General features: G+C 42.3%; 17 protein-coding genes. 12 read left to right on the forward strand and 5 right to left on the reverse strand.

Annotated features, from left to right (window positions below):
• The first annotated feature begins 27 nt into the window (after window positions 1-27).
• Window positions 28-1,353, forward strand: a complete 1,326-nt coding sequence (locus FGT79_RS00820) for an LLM class flavin-dependent oxidoreductase (RefSeq protein WP_138750902.1) — start codon at window positions 28-30, stop codon at window positions 1,351-1,353.
• Between the two features lie 71 nt (window positions 1,354-1,424).
• Here the strand turns inward: FGT79_RS00820 and def are convergent, their stop codons facing one another.
• Together def and FGT79_RS00830 are read right to left on the reverse strand one after the other, a co-directional pair.
• The gene (def, locus tag FGT79_RS00825) at window positions 1,425-1,937 is read right to left on the reverse strand and encodes a peptide deformylase (RefSeq protein WP_138750903.1); all 513 of its coding nucleotides are present in this window, start codon (window positions 1,935-1,937) and stop codon (window positions 1,425-1,427) included.
• A complete protein-coding gene (locus FGT79_RS00830) occupies window positions 1,934-2,155 on the reverse strand; it encodes a helix-turn-helix domain-containing protein (RefSeq protein ID WP_138750904.1) in 222 nt (73 codons plus the stop codon). Before FGT79_RS00830 ends, def begins: the two co-directional genes overlap by 4 nt.
• 436 nt (window positions 2,156-2,591) lie before the next feature.
• Between FGT79_RS00830 and FGT79_RS00835 the strand changes: the two genes are divergently transcribed.
• From FGT79_RS00835 to FGT79_RS00865, 7 genes are all read left to right on the forward strand, one after another.
• Window positions 2,592-3,146, forward strand: coding sequence for a TetR/AcrR family transcriptional regulator (locus FGT79_RS00835; protein WP_171056030.1), 555 nt, complete (start codon window positions 2,592-2,594; stop codon window positions 3,144-3,146).
• A gap of 165 nt (window positions 3,147-3,311) precedes the next feature.
• Window positions 3,312-3,440, forward strand: a complete 129-nt coding sequence (locus tag FGT79_RS32455; protein WP_246096065.1) for a hypothetical protein — start codon at window positions 3,312-3,314, stop codon at window positions 3,438-3,440.
• A 38-nt stretch (window positions 3,441-3,478) separates the two neighbouring features.
• Window positions 3,479-4,039, forward strand: a complete 561-nt coding sequence (locus FGT79_RS00845) for an RNA 2'-phosphotransferase (protein WP_138752871.1) — start codon at window positions 3,479-3,481, stop codon at window positions 4,037-4,039.
• Window positions 4,040-4,052: 13 nt separating this feature from the next.
• Window positions 4,053-4,826, forward strand: coding sequence for a TatD family hydrolase (locus FGT79_RS00850; RefSeq protein WP_138750906.1), 774 nt, complete (start codon window positions 4,053-4,055; stop codon window positions 4,824-4,826).
• 198 nt (window positions 4,827-5,024) lie between these two features.
• The gene (locus FGT79_RS00855) at window positions 5,025-6,668 is read left to right on the forward strand and encodes a spore germination protein (RefSeq protein WP_138750907.1); all 1,644 of its coding nucleotides are present in this window, start codon (window positions 5,025-5,027) and stop codon (window positions 6,666-6,668) included.
• Between the two features lie 23 nt (window positions 6,669-6,691).
• A complete protein-coding gene (locus tag FGT79_RS00860) occupies window positions 6,692-7,795 on the forward strand; it encodes a GerAB/ArcD/ProY family transporter (protein WP_138750908.1) in 1,104 nt (367 codons plus the stop codon).
• Window positions 7,788-8,978, forward strand: a complete 1,191-nt coding sequence (locus FGT79_RS00865) for a Ger(x)C family spore germination protein (RefSeq protein ID WP_138750909.1) — start codon at window positions 7,788-7,790, stop codon at window positions 8,976-8,978. The genes FGT79_RS00860 and FGT79_RS00865 overlap by 8 nt, the downstream gene beginning before the upstream one ends.
• A gap of 16 nt (window positions 8,979-8,994) precedes the next feature.
• Here FGT79_RS00865 and FGT79_RS00870 read toward each other — a convergent pair whose 3' ends face one another.
• From FGT79_RS00870 to FGT79_RS00880, 3 genes are all read right to left on the reverse strand, one after another.
• Window positions 8,995-9,564 carry a YdeI/OmpD-associated family protein gene (locus FGT79_RS00870; RefSeq protein ID WP_138750910.1) on the reverse strand — a complete coding sequence of 190 codons (570 nt, stop codon included), beginning with the start codon at window positions 9,562-9,564 and terminating at the stop codon, window positions 8,995-8,997.
• Window positions 9,565-9,693: 129 nt separating this feature from the next.
• Entirely contained in the window at window positions 9,694-10,197 is a 504-nt protein-coding gene (locus FGT79_RS00875; protein WP_138750911.1) for a DinB family protein, read from the reverse strand.
• A gap of 80 nt (window positions 10,198-10,277) precedes the next feature.
• Window positions 10,278-11,195: a helix-turn-helix transcriptional regulator gene (locus FGT79_RS00880; RefSeq protein WP_138750912.1), complete on the reverse strand. Its 918-nt coding sequence runs from the start codon at window positions 11,193-11,195 to the stop codon at window positions 10,278-10,280.
• 316 nt (window positions 11,196-11,511) lie between these two features.
• On the opposite strand from FGT79_RS00880, the gene FGT79_RS00885 reads away from it, so the two are divergent.
• From FGT79_RS00885 to FGT79_RS00900, 4 genes are all read left to right on the forward strand, one after another.
• Complete coding sequence (locus tag FGT79_RS00885) at window positions 11,512-11,925, forward strand: TetR family transcriptional regulator C-terminal domain-containing protein (protein WP_246096290.1); 414 nt, start codon at window positions 11,512-11,514, stop codon at window positions 11,923-11,925.
• A gap of 316 nt (window positions 11,926-12,241) precedes the next feature.
• On the forward strand, window positions 12,242-13,375 hold the full coding sequence (locus FGT79_RS00890; RefSeq protein WP_138750913.1) for an NADH-dependent flavin oxidoreductase: 1,134 nt from the start codon (window positions 12,242-12,244) through the stop codon (window positions 13,373-13,375).
• Window positions 13,376-13,687: 312 nt separating this feature from the next.
• Window positions 13,688-16,228, forward strand: a complete 2,541-nt coding sequence (locus FGT79_RS00895; RefSeq protein ID WP_138750914.1) for a winged helix-turn-helix domain-containing protein — start codon at window positions 13,688-13,690, stop codon at window positions 16,226-16,228.
• A 356-nt stretch (window positions 16,229-16,584) separates the two neighbouring features.
• Window positions 16,585-17,712, forward strand: coding sequence for an NAD(P)/FAD-dependent oxidoreductase (locus FGT79_RS00900; RefSeq protein ID WP_138750915.1), 1,128 nt, complete (start codon window positions 16,585-16,587; stop codon window positions 17,710-17,712).
• Window positions 17,713-17,780: the final 68 nt, after the last annotated feature.

Raw genomic sequence — 17,780 nt, forward strand, 5'->3', positions numbered from 1 at the left:
ATATGAAGTGAAAGGTTGGTGTTCGCCATGACGGCAAACCACAGACAAATCAAACTAGGTGCGATGATACACGGTGTTGGATCAAGTGTAAGCGCATGGCGTCATCCCGATGTTCGACCGGATGCGAGCATTGCGTTCGATTTCTATCGTGAAGAGGCGCTAATCGCGGAGAGAGGGAAGCTGGATCTTGTTTTTATTCCTGACGTTCTATATATAAATGGAAAAGCAACTCCGCACTATGCGAATCATTTGGAACCATTAACTTTGTTGTCGGCGCTAGGTTACGCTACCTCGCGGATTGGTTTGGTGGGCACATTATCCACGACATACAGTGATCCCTATACAAGTGCAAGGCAGCTTGCGTCAATAGACCATATTAGCGGCGGGCGAGCAGGTTGGAATGTGGTGACGACCGGCATACAAGCGGCTGCGCTCAACTTCGGCAAATCAGAGGATGATCACCCTCAGCATGATACGCGGTATCGAATGGCTAACGAATACTTATCTGTAGCTCGCGGCCTATGGGATTCTTGGGAAGATGATGCATTTGTTCGTGACAAAACGAGCGGTACCTTTTTTGATCCGAGCAAGCTGCATACGCTGGATCACCGTGGTGAATTTTACGCTGTAAGAGGGCCGCTGAATATGGCTCGATCCCGTCAGGGACACCCAGTTATTTTTCAAGCAGGCTCTTCAAGGGACGGGCAGGATTTCTCTGCGATTCACTCTGATGCGGTTATGACTGGCATTACCGATTTGGAGGAAGCGAGGCGCTATTATAAAGAACTGAAGCAAAAGGTCGGAGAAGCAGGACGTGACCCTGGGGATTTGATCATTATGCCGAGCGCCAATATCGTTATTGGTCGAACGAGAGAGGAAGCCGAGGAGAAGTATGCCAAGACGGCTTCGTTCATATCATTCGAACAGTCGCTTCGGTATTTCGCCCAGTTTTTTGATTTTCACGATTTCACTGTTTATCCATTGGACGAGCCTTTTCCAGATGTAGGAACACTTGGTCACAAGAGTTTCCAAAGCTTTACGGATCGCATCAAGCGTGAGGCGCGCGAGAGGGGATTGACCCTGCGACAGACTGTGCTGGCATATGCCGAGCCTAAGCCGACTTTTTTCGGAACACCGGATGAAGTCGCGGATCTCATGCAGGAATGGTTTGAAACAGGCGCAGCGGATGGATTTATATTGCATAGCGAAGTACCAGGTACTTTGTCCGATGTGACAGAACTGCTGGTGCCAGTGCTCCAAAAGCGCAATTTGTTCCGTCTCGATTACGAGAGCGATACGCTGAGAGGCCATCTTGGTCTGAAGATCCCGAAGCATCGGTACGCGCGTGAATAATAACTTTAAGTAAAATTAGAATGAAGATCAGCGAGTATGATGGCGTGCAGAATGAGGTCAAGTCAACCCTGTCATTGACCGTACGTTGATCTTCTTACATCAAATACATTCACTTCTTGGCGAGTATCCTCGCGGTATAAAAAACCAGCTTGTACATGATCAACAAAAAGTATGCCATTCAAATGATCGATCTCATGCTGAATACAGCGCGCTACAAATCCTTCGCCTTTTAGTATAAAGGGTTCTCCCGTTCTGTCTAAGGCTTGGACTGTTACCGTTTGTGCTCGCTTTACTTCTCCTGCAAAGCCAGGATAGGATAAACAAGCTTCTAGTCCAAGCTGTTCCCCAGTTGATTCGACAATTTCAGGATTAATTAATTCAATTAATCCTTCCCCACAATCCATAACAATGACTCTTCTGAGTACCGCAATTTGAGGAGCTGCTAAGCCAGCACCATTCTGTGAATAGAGTGTTTCAATCATATCATCTAGGAGCTTCACAATACGTGAATTTATTCCCTCGACGGGTCTAGCCTTTTTTCTCAGAAGCGGGTCTCCGAACGGGAGCACATCTCTTATGGTCATGTATAAGCTCCATTCGCTTTGGATGTATGTACCCACAAATCATTAGGTGTGCACTCTAATGCGGTACACAAAGCATCCAGAGTAGCAGCTTTCATTTGTTTCGGATTACTTGTCATCAAAGCACTAATCGATGGTGCAGACAAACTATAATTCGCCTTTTCTTTTAAAAGTCGTGCTAACGTGACACCTGACCAAATTCGTCTTTCAGCCATGACCATCTCTAGATAATGCTAGCGAAGGCCAATGCCGGCACCGCACATAATGACGATTGCTTCAGAAGCTCGTACCTCTTCGCCGAATTTGCGCAACATGTTTATACTTTCGATCGCTCAGCTGGCATATCCATCAAGCGTTATGATGATGACTGGGATGGTTTGCCCGCACAAAGAAGGTCATGTCAGTACCAGACAAACTGAGGTGGTATCCGATAGAGAGCCCTACAGCCCCGCACCAATAACGAAATCACTGGGTTTGTTCCTGTTAGTTGACAATATCATTTACGCTCCAGAATATGAACACCTGTTGATCTAATATCACAGTGAAAGTATAATTTATTCATATCTAGAAACACAATAATCAATCTAGGAGCTAATGTTATGAATGCAACATATCGACTTGCATTAGTTTAGAAAGATGGAAATAGAGGAGGTCCGTATGGTCGGCGTAAAGAACAATCGAAGAACTAAGTATACGACAGACCTCATCAAGAAGAGCTTTCTTTCATTGTTAGAAACGAGAAATTTGCTTCAAGTTACAGTTACCGAAATATGCAAACAAGCAGATATTAACCGCGGAACCTTCTATTTGCACTACAAGGATCCGTATGACTTATATGAAGTGTTGCAGAAGGAAGTTAATCAAGAAATATTGGAGACGTTACATAAGGATCAGAGTCCATGTACAGCAGATGGATCGTTAATCAAGCTATTAAACATTATTCAGGAGAAGAAACAGATCTATCGGATTATGATTTCGAAGAGGGGAGAAAATAACTTTTTAACAGAAGTGTTGCTTGAGGTTTATAAAGATTATTTGCATAGAAGGGGAGATGATCCAGACCAAAAGGACCCATCCGAAATGGACTATTCTTATACTTTTATGGTTCACGGCTCTATGGGTGTTATTAACCAATGGTTGGAATCGAATGGGCAGGAAAGTCCACACGATATTGCGCAAATCATTTCTTCCTTTAAACCTGAACAAATGTGAATGGCATTGATATAAGTTAATCTGACCGGTAGAAGAAGCAGTAAATCTGATCGGTGGAAGATGGGGAATTGTTATTTTATATCAGTTATCGATAGATGAGGTAAAGAGATTCAATGAACGGAATAAAGTGCTTAACATATTACTCATCGAACATTGTTAAGGCAATTGCGTGAGCTTGAAGAAGACGGTTTGGTGAGACGAGAGGTATATGCCGAGGTTCCGCTAGTAACGTTTGATTTTAATCAAATAGTACCAGCCCAGAAGGTTCAAATGGGTTATAATGCAAACAAGTGAAGTAGATGCGAGTGAGATTAGGAAGCGAAGTGAAAGTGATGTTAAATCAATCCATGGAAAGCAGCTTGAGTAAATGGATGACCAAGCTGCTACGACATACACCAGATGAGTTTGGACTTGTCCTCAGTCCAGAAGATGGTTCATGTACGATGAATTCTTTGCTCGAAGTTATTCAAGGTCAACCTAGATGGTCTTGGGTTCAGCAGAAAGATATAGAGCAGGTCATCCGGAATTCAGAGAAGCAACGGTTCGAGCTGAAGAGTGGGCGCATAAGAGCAAGATATGGGCACAGCCACGATAAAATTACCTATGTACCTGGTGAACAGCCAGCTGTTTTGTATCATGGAACGAATAAAAAGGCTCTCCCATCGATTCTGAAGGAAGGGCTAAGTCCGATGAGTAGACAGTATGTACATTTGTCGGAAGGCACCCATTTTGCTACTTTGGCTGGAAGCAGGAGGGGAGAACTGGTCATTTTGAAGGTAGATACATTACGAGCGAAGCAGTTAGGGATCACTTTTTATTATGCGGGCAATGAGGTTTGGCTGGCTGATTATGTTCCACCGGAATGCTGCTCGATATGGAGCCCAGAGGAATAGGAGGATTACATACATGAGTCATACAATCATTGATATCGGTGTTAATTTGATGCATCGTTCGTTCCAGCATGATCGGGATCAGATTGTCCAAAGGGCAGTCGCAAACAATGTTTTTCCACTTGTCGTTACAGGAACGAGTCTCAGAAACAGCATGGAAGCAGCACGTTATTCGGGGAAGCTATATAGTACGGCGGGAGTCCATCCCCACGATGCAAAGAGCTGTAACGATGATACAATAGCCCAGCTAAGAGAGTTAGCAGCAATGCCGCAGGTTGTTGCAATCGGAGAATGTGGTCTGGACTATAATCGGGATTTCTCACCGCGTGACGTGCAGCGCAAATGGTTCACCGAACAAGTCCAGTTAGCGTTAGATTTGAATATGCCTTTGTTTCTGCATGAACGGGAAGCATTTGTCGATTTCACGGCAATTCTCAAAAAGCATGAGGTCAAAAAAGCGGTTGTCCACTGTTTTACTGGGACACAATCAGAGCTTAAAGTGTATCTGGAAATGGGGTTCCATATCGGTATTACAGGCTGGATTTGTGACGAACGAAGAGGCAAGCATCTGAGGGAGCTTGTACGAATGATTCCGCTCGACCGGCTCATGATTGAGACTGATGCTCCCTTCTTGACGCCAAGGGATTTGAAGGAGAAGCCGGCTGAAGGTCGGAATGAACCTGCATTTCTGCCACATATTCTTCAAGCAGTTGCTCGGTGTATCGGGAAGCCAGAAGAAGTGGTAGCTCAGGCCACAACGGCAACTGCAGCGGAGTTTTTCAGTATTTGATGGATTTAATGAGCAGTCAATATTCATACGCTATGTTTAGGATCAGCATGGATTGCAATATTATATTTGGAATGAGCGCCAGCCTCACTTAGATGACTTTAATCTAAGGAGGTTTTTTGTGTTTTATAAAAAATGGTGGATTAAATGAAATTAAAGGGACAAGTTAAATGAAAGGTATTTTGGAAAGGAATGATTACCTTGTGGGCTGCAATACTATCTAAGTTACCCGATTGGAAAATGTTCACACAGGCTTTCCTAAGTATGTTTATCGCCATAGGTATTTATTATGTGAACAAATTTCTACGATCGTTAGTTATAAATAAAGGGACTCCAGCTCAGAGAGAAAATGATGGAAAACAACAGGCAGATCATTCAAATTTGACGGTAGATTATGAAGACAATTTGAATGCAATCAAACAAGTCATAGGTAGTAATAGTGATGTTCATTTTCGTGAATTTGAAGCAACTAAGCTTCGTGCTCGTGCAGTGCTCATTTTTATAGATGGACTGCAGAATGGCGAGCAAATCAACGGTTGTATGATGAGAATTTTAATGTCAGATACGGGGGCAAATCTAACAGACATAAGTCCACTGGGGTTATCTACGTATCTTCTAGATAAGGTACTGCCTGTATGTGAGGCTTATGAAGCTAAGGAACTTCATGATCTAAATCAATCCATTCTGATGGGGTGTACAGCCTTGCTTATTGAAGGTATGCCCAGTGCACTGCTCATACACTCGTCCAGTATGAAGAACAGGGAGATTAACGAACCCAGCTCTGAAGCATTGCTTCGCGGCCCTCGTATCGGTTTCACGGAAGTATTGAGCGAGAATACATCGATGCTGCGCAGACAAGGCTGCAATGAAAGCTTGGAAATCAATAGTTATGAGGTAGGGGCTCGAATAAAAAGAAAATTGGTTATTGCATACATAAAGGATATTGTTAATCCAGACTTGCTACAGGAAGTAAGAGATCGTATTGAAACCATCCATATGGATTTCATTGCTGAATCTGGTTATATTGAACAACTCATAGAGGATGATTACCTTAGCCCGTTTCAGCAGGCTCATAATACGGAGCGTCCCGATCGCGTCATTAGCGGTTTATTAGAAGGGAGGATAGCCATTTTGTTGGATGGCACTCCGTTTGCTCTAATTGTTCCAGTAACGTTCAGTATGCTGCTGCAATCACCTGAGGATTATTATGACCGCTGGCTTCCTGGTACTTTTTTGCGTTTGCTTCGTTTTTTTGCAGCATTCTTAGCACTGATGGCACCAGCATTATACATATCCTTTATTTCCTTTCATCCCGGTTTAATTCCGACAGAGCTGGCGGTCACGATTATAGAAACAAGGCAAGGTGTACCCTTTCCTTCCTTGATAGAAGTATTGATTCTAGAAATATCAATCGAAATATTACGTGAAGCGGGTATTCGGTTACCCAAGCCGATTGGACCCGCAATGGGTATCGTTGGCGGTTTGATCATCGGCGAGGCTGCTGTTCAGGCAGGTATTGTAAGTCCCTTTTTGGTAATCGTAGTTGCTGTAACGGCTATTTCTTCGTTCTCCATACCTGTATATAGCGCTGGAATTACATTGCGAATTCTACGATTCGGCGGCATGTTATGTGCTTCAGTGCTAGGGATGTTTGGGACCATTTTATTTTTTTTGATATTATGCGGCCATTTAAGCAAGCTGAAAAGCTTTGGTGTTCCATATGTTACACCGATCTCACCTTTTCGCTTCAGTGATTGGAAGGATTTGTTTATACGTGCCCCACTACCCTTAATGAAAAAGCGACCGAAAATGATGAAGACACAGGATAAGAAACGAATGTCATAGCTGCAGCGATTGGAGGGACAACCATGTTTATACGTACAGATGATAAAATCACCACCACACAAACATCGATTTTTATAACAGATTCAGTACTTGGGGCTGGTATCTTAACCTTACCCCGAAGTGTAATCGAAGCCGCACAAACGCCTGATGTTTGGTTATCTGTTATCGTAGGTGGTTTTATCGTCATACTCGTTGCGCTTGTTATGGTGAAATTAAGCCAGCAGTTTCCTAATCATACGGTGTATCAATATGCTAAGCGAATCGTGGGCACTGTACCTGGAGGCATGTTAAGTGTGTGCTTGATTATTTATTTCATCGTGATTGCTGGTTTTGAGGTAAGAGTATTTGCAGAGGTTACGATGTATTATCTGCTGGAAGGAACTCCGATTTGGGCCATTGTCATTCCCTTTATTTGGGTAGGCGCCTATATTAGCTCAGGAGGAATTAATTCGATTGCAAGAGTGTTCCAGATTATTTTCCCGATCAGTATCTTTATTCTGGTACTTTCTTATTTCCTCAGTATTCGAATATTTGAAATTGATAATTTACGACCTGTCTTAAGTGAAGGCTTAGTGCCGGTATTCAAAGGATTGAAGTCGACTGTGCTTATTTTTACAGGATTTGAAGTCATCATGAATCTTGTTGCACACATGCAGCATCCTGAGAAGGCAGTGAAAGCTACTTTTACTGGTATAGGCATCCCTTTTGTACTATATCTCATGACCGTAATCGTTGTTATAGGAGGCATGTCTGTAGATTCGGTTTTGAATAGCACATGGCCGACAATTGATCTTCTACGAAGCTTTGAAATTACAGGGTTAATTTTTGAACGTTTCGAATTCCCGTTTCTGGTCATCTGGATGATGCAATTGTTTTGCAACTTCACCAGCTTTTATTTTAATGCATCACTAGGTATATCTCAGGTATTTGGCTTTAAAATTCAAACAGTGATTTTTGGATTAATACCCGCTATTTTTATTACGACACTGCTACCAGAGCGAATAAATGAAGTTTTCAAGCTAGGAGATTCGATTGGAAAGATGGGAATAGCACTATTTTTTCTCGTGCCAGTTTTGCTTTCGTTCATTTTCATATTTAGAAAGAAGGTTTTAAAGCAGAATGTATAGACATAAATACGTGCTTATTATCGGTCTCTTGTCCTCGCTTGTTGTCATACAGGGATGCTGGAGCAGTAAAGAAATTGAAGATTTAAGTGTATATGCAGGCTTAGCTCTAGATGTAGGTGAACGGACTGCAATGGAACGGGATCTAGAGAGTCAAGGAGCAAAGTATTATAAAAGAGACCTGGTTACAGCTACCGTACAAATCGTTCCGATTAAATCGTTCGAGCGTCAAGAGAAATCAAAAGAAAAGCAGGTGTTGAAGTATTCAAATTTGAGATTAACGGGAGATTCTGTATTTGAAATTATGCGCCAATACTCCACACGTCGTGATCGTCCAGTCATTGGACATCATCTTAAAGTTATTGTTGTATCAACGAAATTAGCACAGCAGCAAAATATGGATCAATTAATGGACTTTGTGCTTCGTGATAATGATATACGTCCCAGCTGCAGAGTGTTCTTCAGTAAAGGTAGAGCTTATGATACGTTTCTTAGCGACCAACCAGAAGAGGTTCCATCTTTTAGGATTAACTCTTTAATTCAAAATAGTTATAGAACAAATAAGGTCTTGCAGGAGGTTAATCTAACTCAATTGGATGGATTGATTCATTCCAAGCAAAGCTTCTTGCTGCAAAATATCGTAACTTCAAATGGTCAAATCGAATTCGCAGGTGCCGGTATTATTAAGGGGGATAAAGGCAAGTGGATTGGCGATCTCAATCAAGAAAATGTAGAAAGTGTATCTTGGGTTAAAGGTACGGGTCAAGGTGGTGTCATTAAAAGCTATGATTGGAGAAATGAGACGATTTCTTATGAAATTAAATCCATGAAGAGTAAAACGACTGTAAAATTAAAAGGTGATGCTCTGTCCTTTCACGTTGCTATTGAATCAACCGGGAGATTAATTGAGAATTGGGACCCCGAAGAAAACCCATCGGAAATGGCCTATTTAGAAAGAGCAGAGAAGGTTTTTGAAGAACGATTGAAAAAAATGATTGATAATCTGATGTGGAAAATGCAGACGAAATATAAGGTGGATGTAGCTGGGTTCGGGAAACATCTCTCCATTAAGTATCCTCATAAATGGAAAGAGGTTAAGGGCAATTGGGATGAAGTTTTCAGCCAGGTTCCCGTTACATTCGATATTACATTTAAAATTACTGATTTCGGATCTTCTACAAAATAAATGCGCGTAGCGCATTTCAATAATCGAGTAGACGACCATTATCATGCCATTGACCGTATATTTTATTGTCTTTCGTGTTTATTATAAATTTGTCCAATCTGCTCTGAAATAGTTGCGGCTGACTTTTATTGCTTTGTATCGTGTCGATTCTAACTCGTTGATAAAGAGCAGGGAATGCCAAAAAATGCTCATATACTTCGCTTTCCTGTTTGAGCCTTAGCTCAATAACCTCGTCTATTGTAAACGAATGGATGTCCATATCAGGGAGCACATGTCTTCCAGCATCAGTCATTAAACCTAACTTTTCGAGGCGTCGGACACGTTCTTTGTTTAATTCAGTCCACGAACTTTTTTTGCTTCTGGGAGACAGTCTTTGGGCGAGCTCCGTTTCGGATATTTTCTTTTTGACTCCATCAATCCATCCAAAACACAAAGATTGTTCGACCGCGTCCAAATATAGCAATTTGTCAGGGGTTGGCGTCATACTAACGATGACCCAACAAGCTTTTTCAGATGTACAATTTCTCTGCAGCCAAGCTCTCAAATCCTCACTCGTTTTTACTGTCAGTAGATTTTCAGTTTCCATAATTGAATTACAGTCTCCTTTCTTGGCAGCGCGATAACAATTCTAATCCAGAAGAACCACTAATCGGCATATACCTCATCTTAGCGATAAAGCCCAGTCATCTCAAGAGGACTGGGCTGCTTTTATTGTTTACTTTTGATACCAGTAAAGGCAATAATCGTTCATGATGGATGCGTGACCTAACTGACGCAGCATGGTAGAAACATTGCCCCTATGATACGTACCGTGATTGACGAGATGCAGTACAATTTCCGCATAGCTAGTTTGACGAATGCCAGCATATGGATTGTTAAGTAGAATCGTTTGCTCCAGATTAAAGTCGCTGTTTCTGAACCATGCTCTGTATTGTTCCACTAATTGATCAAAGTTCTGGTCGTATTCCGTCACAGTGTGAAGAATCGTCTCATTTAGTGGTCGGGTTGCTTGCAGCGCATCTGGCATACTAGTACCTGTTAATACGAGATACCACATTTTATCAACCGCATAGAGATGACTAAACGCATGTGCGATGGTAGGAAACGAGCTGTTCACGTCTTGACTCAGAACGGGGGACGGGAGTTCTTTAATTCTCCCTAGAATCGTTTGGTTAGCCCATGTGTGATATTCAAACATTTGCAGTGGATGCTTTGACATTTGTATTGTCTCCTTTGGTTTTCATATAGTTGATGTTGTTTCTGTTGTAATCATAATAAAAGAAGTATGACAACAGTCTGTCATACTTCTTCATAGAGTCTAAGTGTATTTTGCAGCTGATCTATTAAAATTGTACGCAGTGCAATGGGCTCAAGCACTTCAGCGCCACTGCCGAAGCTTAGAAGAATGGACCATAACCAGCGTGCTTCTAACGGCTTATACACAGGAATTCGTATGGTCATGCTGCCATCGCCATGAAATTGCTTTTCAGATTGATGAAATTGATCCATTACTTCTGCCAAAGCTGTCGGCCTCACTCGGATGACTACGTCAATGAGTTGATTCTGCCATTCTTCTTCTGAACATCCAGCTTCTTTCGGAGCGACTTGATGAGGCTGGAATTTTCCCTGTGTTAACAGTAAATTCATTATTCGTGATAGTCGAAACTCCCGATAATCATGTCTTGTTCGGCAGTATCCATAAACGTACCAATTGCCATATTTGAAGTGAAGCCACATGGGTTCCACGTCGCGGGTCGTACGTTCATTATTTGTATTGATATAATCAAAGCGGACGATCAAACACTTCGTAATGGCCGTGCGTAGTTGATGAAGGGCGTCCGGATCCGTCCGGTGTGTTTCCAAGTTCACAGAGAGATTTGTGGTCTGATGTTCGGGTCCGATTGTTTGTAGTCGTTCAATGGTTCCCTGTGCACGCGAGTCTTTGAACACGCTGGAGAGGCTGCTTAGCACAGTGATAAGGGAATCGACATCGTAAGAACCGAGTAGGGATTTATCCATTTTATACCCATCCATAATGCCATAGCCGCCTTTATGTCCCTGATGGGATATGACAGGGAAGCCCGCTGCACATAGAACATCAATATCCCGATAGATGGTTCGTTGAGAAACTTGGAACTCTTCAGCTAGTACGGAGGCAGACAAAACTTCGTGGTTAAGCAGCTTATAAATCATCGAGACTAATCGTTCCAATTTCAAAAGTATCCCCGCCCGTTAATCGATTTCATACTAACGGGCATTATTATAGCACAATATGTTTTAGCTAATCTGGGGAAGAGCGCTATTAGGGTATTGACGTGGAATGAAGGCTCCATACAAAGTTGACATTAAACGAACGATCATTTATTGTTGCCGTATGAGACATAAAGACGAAAATAAAAGTGAAAGTATTTTTAATGCATCAATCCAGCTCATAAATGAGCATGGTTTGTCGGAAACCTCGATGTCCAAGATCGCCAAAAAAGCAGGTGTATCTGCATCAACGATTTACGTTTATTTTGAAAACAAGGAGGATATGCTGAATAAATTGTATTTGAGTGTCAAAACAAAGATGAGTCTGGCCGTGTTTCACAATTATGATGATTCTATCTCCATACAATCGGCTTTTGAGCATGCCTTGAAAAAGTACTTAAACTTTATATTGTCCAATAAAGATGAATTTCTATTTATTGAGCAATTCTCAAACTCGCCTCTTCTTCATAAGTTATCTCGAAAAGAAGGAATAGATTTGTTTGAACCTATTTTTAACTTGCTTGAAAAAGGCAAGAACCAAAATGTGTTTAAACAGGTGGACACCGGGCTGCTCCATATGTTTATGTTTAATCCGTCCATGCAATATGTGAAGGAATATTTCGGAGGTCGAATAGAATTGAAACAGTCGAGTTTGGATGAATTAATTCAAATGACCTGGGATGCTTTAAAAGCTTAATGTAAAAAGTCAAAAGTACCAATGTTTCAGAAGGATTCACGAATCTATCTGAAACAATAGTTGATTTTAATCGAATGATCGTTTATTATTGTGGACGAGGGACGAACGGAAGTGGTCGTTTTATTTTTATTTAAAATAAACGAACGTTCGATTTTGAAGCGTATAGCTTGCTTATTGTTATATATGTAAAAATCAACTCTTGCATGGGAGGTGAATAAGAACTTCATAATTCGATAAATTAACGATAGCCTATAAAAATGAAGTAATAGAAGAATGCAATGGACGATGTTCTAAAACAATAGAAAGAGGCTGGAAAATGAACTCAAAATATAACCACTTATTTGAATCTTTCACATTCAAAAATGGAATGAATCTTAGAAATCGGGTCGTAATGTCACCTATGACAACATGGGCGAGTGAGGATGATTACATGATCTCAGACGAAGAAGTCAATTATTACAAAAAAAGAGTGAATGGCGTAGGTCTAGTTATAACAGGATGTACACATGTTCAAGCAAACGGCATTGGTTTCACACATGAATTCGCAGCATATGACGATTCCTTCATTCCAAGTTTACGTAAACTGGCGAATGCAGCGAAAAGCGGGGGAGCTCCTGCGGTTCTTCAAATTTTTCATGCAGGTAACAAAGCGCTGCCTTCCTTGACCCCAAATGGCGAAGTAGTTAGCTCCAGTGCTGTAGAAACCGAAGCTACCGCATTCGCTCCATCAGCAACACCTAGAGCACTTTCAAAAGAAGAAATATCGGAAGTCATTCATGCGTTTGGTGAAACGACGAGAAGAGCTATTGAGGCAGGGTTTGATGGCGTTGAAATTCATGGAGCGCATGGATTTCTTCTTCAAAACTTCGTTTCGCCCTACTTTAACAAACGTGAGGATGAGTGGGGAGGTTCTCTTGAAAATCGCTTGCGTTTTCCACTGGCAGTCCTTCAGGAAATGAACAATGTCATTAAGAAACATGCAACTCAACCGTTTATTCTCGGCTATAGAATTTCTCCTGAGGAAACAGAAGAAGGTGGACTTAGATTGAAAGATTCCTATGCCTTGATTGATTGCTTGATTGGAGAGGGAGTAGATTATGTTCACGTTTCATTGGCGGCTGCCCTGTCATCCAAGCCAGTCGATAGTCAAGATGAAAAAACATACGTTGAATTAGTGGTTGAACATGTAAGCGACAGAGTACCTGTAATGGCAGCAGGTTCACTGGCAACTCCAGATGAGGTTGCAACGGTATTAGATAAAGGACTGACATTAGCCGCGATTGGGCACACGTTAATCATGAACCCTGACTGGATAGAAAAGGTTCAGAATGGAAAAGAAACGGATATGGAAACAGTCATTCAAACTTCAAAAGTAAGTGAGCTTGAACTCCCCGAAAAACTTTGGCAGGTCATTCAAGCTTCAGGCTCTTGGTTTAAGATCAAGGAATAACAATCAATCAAAAATAGATTAATTATAGAAGTCAAATGTCTCATATTCAAGGTAAGAGTGAGATTATTGTTCGTCCAGCCATTTCGTTCTGAGGTTAGCATCACTTTAGTCAATTTATCGCGTGTTTAGGTTTAATCTAGTTTTTCTCAGCCCTCATCTAACTATTGATGAGGGTTATTTGACGGTTACTATACACCTGGTTTTTAAAAATACACTCTGCGGATCTTGGAATATAAGTCACATTATGCAGGATAAATCCAAAAAAATGTCGAACTATTCCCTACAAGTAAGTGTCATGTCGGAGGGTAAATCATGTTCATGCAAACCAAGGTAAGTATTCCTTATTTATATAAATCGTTAGTTCATCGCCCTAATTTGATAAATAAGCTAGACGAGGGACTAAACACCAAGCTGACGGTATTATCTGCTCAAGCCGGTTACGGGAAAACAACAGCCCTCAGTGAATGGGCAAAGCGGTGCGGCACACCAGTCGCATGGGTATCGCTCGATAAGCTGGATAATGACTGGAGCCCCTTCTGGAGCTGCGTCATCGCGGCCGTTAGGGAGATAGCTCCAGACTTCGGGTTACCCGTTATGCTTCTTCTTGAGCAAGAGGCAGAGGTTTCGTTCGAGACGGTTATCACGGCTTTTATCAATGAACTAATAACGATAACAGCTCCACTCGTAATTGTGTTAGACGATTTTCATGTTATTGATCATGGAATTATAAATAAGTCACTCAGTTATTTGCTGGAGTATCTCCCTCATCATATTCACCTTTATATGGCAAGCCGTGTGGAGTTGTTGATTCCGACCACCAGGCTGCTAGCCAAAGGGGAAATTAATTTCATTCAAACGCAGGATTTGCGTTTCGATTTGGAGGAGGGCATTGTTTTTCTCAGAGAGTTAATGGATTTAATGTTAACGCAAGAACAGATGCATATGCTGTTCCGCCAGACGGAAGGCTGGGTCAGCGGGCTTCAGCTTGCAGCTATTTCATTAAAGCGCAGCGTTAACGTTGCCGATTCGATTCGCCACTTCAACGGACAACAGCGACAAATATCAGATTATTTGCTGGAAGAGGTGTTTAATCGTCAATCGGATTCCATGCGTGAATTTTTATTAGCGACGTCCATCTTAAATCGAATGAATGCATCATTGTGCGAGGCCGTTACAGGTCAAGCTGATAGTCAAGATCAGCTTGAACGACTAGAAAAGATGAACTTATTTATCGTTCCGCTCGACGATAGTCGCAAGTGGTATCGGTACCATCATTTGCTGTCCGATTTCTTGAAAAGAATCGGTTCGGCTGAGGATGAGGAGAAGTGGATGCAGTATCACAGACGTGCTGCGAAGTGGTGGGAAAGCCAAGAAAATTACGAAGAGGCTGTAGATCATTACATTGAGGGACAACAGGCTTCGGAAGCTGTGAGAAATATCGATCGGTCCATGCTTGAATACTCGCAAATAATGAGATGGATTACAGCTTTACCACAAAGCAGTTACGAAGAGAAACCAATGTTTGAATTATATTATATATCCAAACTTGTAACGGATGGACAATGGGATCATGCGCTGCAGCGAGCCAGTCAAGTGGAATTGAGATTTGCTGCATTAAGTGATGTTTTAGATGAATCGGAATGGATGGAGCTTATGGGCAATTTGTATTTTTACTGCGGGATCATCTCATACCTGCAGCTGAATCTGCCTCAGGCATCCTATTATTACGAAAAGATGGAACAGCATTTACCGAATGGAAGCAGCTTTCAGAGCATGGGTAGCAAACGGTATCAAGGGTACGATCAATTTACCGATCTTCTATCCTTGAACAATGATCTGCAGGTTGTGGAACAGTTTCAGCTCAAGTGGATTAAAGCGTGGGAGCATAAAAAAAATTATCCATTCGTTGGCTACCAATACGTTACCTATTGCATGCTATTGTTAGAGCAGAATAGGCTAGAAGAAGCGGAATTGTATTTGCGTCAGGCATTGGGAAGATCTGATTTACGCTCCAATACGTGGGTATGGGTACAGTTGAGTATTATGTTTGCTTGGCTGCAGCAGATAATGGGCAACGAAACGCTGGCGAAAGATGTACTGAAACAGCTGAAGTCTAACGTTGATTCTCCCGATTATGATTTATTCGTTCGACACATAGAGGCTGAAGAAGCAAACTTGTCTTTGCATCAAGGAGCGCACAAGCAGGCGCTGGAATGGCTCGAACGCAGCGGGTTATTTCGCTCAGAAGAAATATCGCTGCATCGTATCTCCGAATATTTGATTGTTGCGAGAATACTTGCGGGTTCTGAACGTACAGCGGCTGCAATGGAGCTACTTGATAAGATGCAGCAATTAATGGATAAAAATACCAGACTTAGGGATCGCATCAAATTACTGATCGTTCAATGTGTCGTATATGGGATGTCTGATCAGTTAGAAGCTTCGCTTGAAAAGCTGCAGTATGCTATGGAAATTGCTGAGCCGGTAGGGTACATACGCAGCTTTATTGACGAAGGTCCAATGATGGTCGAGATGATCAAGCAATTTGCAAAAAGACAGCAGCATGTTCTAGAAGCGGATGTTACGGTCTCTAAGGATTACGTTATACGCCTCTTGCAAGCATCTGGTGATTGGTCCTTAGACGAGCAGCAGCCAATCGAACGCTTGACCGATCAGGAAATGAAGGTGCTGCTCTTGGTTGCGGACGGTTTGCAGAACAAAGAAATCGCTCTTCGCCTCCACATTACGATTGAAACGGTTAAGTACCATATCAAAAATATTTATCGGAAGCTTGATGCTAATAACCGTATTCGAGTTCTACAGCGAGCCAAAGAATTGCGAATCATTACTTGAACACGAATAGGGTGATTTACGGATCCAAAGTTTATTCACCTGAAAGTGATACAACTTATACGATTGAAGCAATATCAGAGAAGCGACTGGGCATGTATGCCGAGAACTTAACAGAGGATGAGTGTTTCCAATTATTTCAAGATGTACAAACACGAATAAACATCAACCAAGAGATCAAGATTATCGAAATACATAGTGGAATGAGTAAAATTGTAATGATGTTCGATCGACCGACATATAGGGAATGGGATTGCTTGTATGTCGAACATGATAAGGTCTACTATCCGATTGGTGTAGGTTTGGCTGCTAGTTTTGACGCTGGTTCGAATAGTTAGATTACAGAAGGAAGTGGAATCATCATGAAGGTAATTGTCATTGGAGCGGGAATCGCCGGTGCATCGACAGCCTACCAATTGGCTAAGCAGGGGGTAGAGATCCTCATCGTGGATCGAAAAGACGCAGGTCAAGCTACGGATGCAGCTGCCGGCATTATTTGTCCATGGCTGTCGCAGCGGCGGAATAAGGCGTGGTACCGGCTTGCGAAGGCTGGAGCGAGTTATTATCCAGAGCTTATTGACGAGCTTGAAAGGGAGGGAGAAACTGAAACCGGCTATGCCATGGTCGGAGCCCTCAGTATACATACGGATTCGGAGAAGATTGACAAGATGGAACAGCGAGCATTTAAACGAATTGAAGATGCGCCAGAGATAGGCAAGATTACTCGGCTTGATGAGTACAGTACCCGCGAACTCTTCCCACTGCTTGAGGAAGGATATTCCTCCCTTCATATTAGCGGGGCCGCTCGCGTCGATGGTCGAGCACTGCGTGATGCATTGCTTCGATCTGCACAAAGGAACGGAGCAGAGCTAATCTATGGGGATGCTAAGGTGGAATTTCAATCCAAACGTGCAACAGGCGCAATCGTTGGTACGAATCGCTATCAAGCTGATAAAGTGATCGTGTGTGCAGGTGCTTGGGCGCAGCCGCTGCTACAACCTTTGGGCATTGATTTCAAGGTGAGCTATCAGAAAGCACAGATCATGCACCTGCAGGTTCCAGACGCCAATCAAAACATTGGGAATTGGCCTGTCGTTATGCCTCCTTCCGATCAATACATGCTCGCGTTTGAACAGCAGAAGATCGTAATTGGGGCGACACATGAAAATGATATTGAAAGCTACGATACCAGAATCACACCTGGCGGTATAAATGAGATTTTAACAAAATGCCTTGCATTCGCACCTGAGCTGGCCACTAGTACGTTCGAGGAGGTTAGAGTGGGCTTCCGCCCATTTACAGCTGATTTTCTCCCGGTCATTGGCGCCATTCCAGAGTGGGACGGACTGCTTGCGGTTAACGGACTCGGGGCTTCAGGACTAACGATGGGTCCTTATATTGGCGTACAGCTGGCTAAGCTAGCGCTAGGAATGGAGTTAGATATTGATCTTCAAGATTATGACATTAGCAAAGCAATAAGCAAGTAAAACCGCCTTCTGCGTCCTTAAGACGCTGAAGTAGCTTTGTCGGTGAAATATAAGCTCTTTATAAGCTA

This window comes from Paenibacillus sinopodophylli (assembly GCF_005930355.1).
Lineage (GTDB): Bacteria > Bacillota > Bacilli > Paenibacillales > Paenibacillaceae > Pristimantibacillus > Pristimantibacillus sinopodophylli.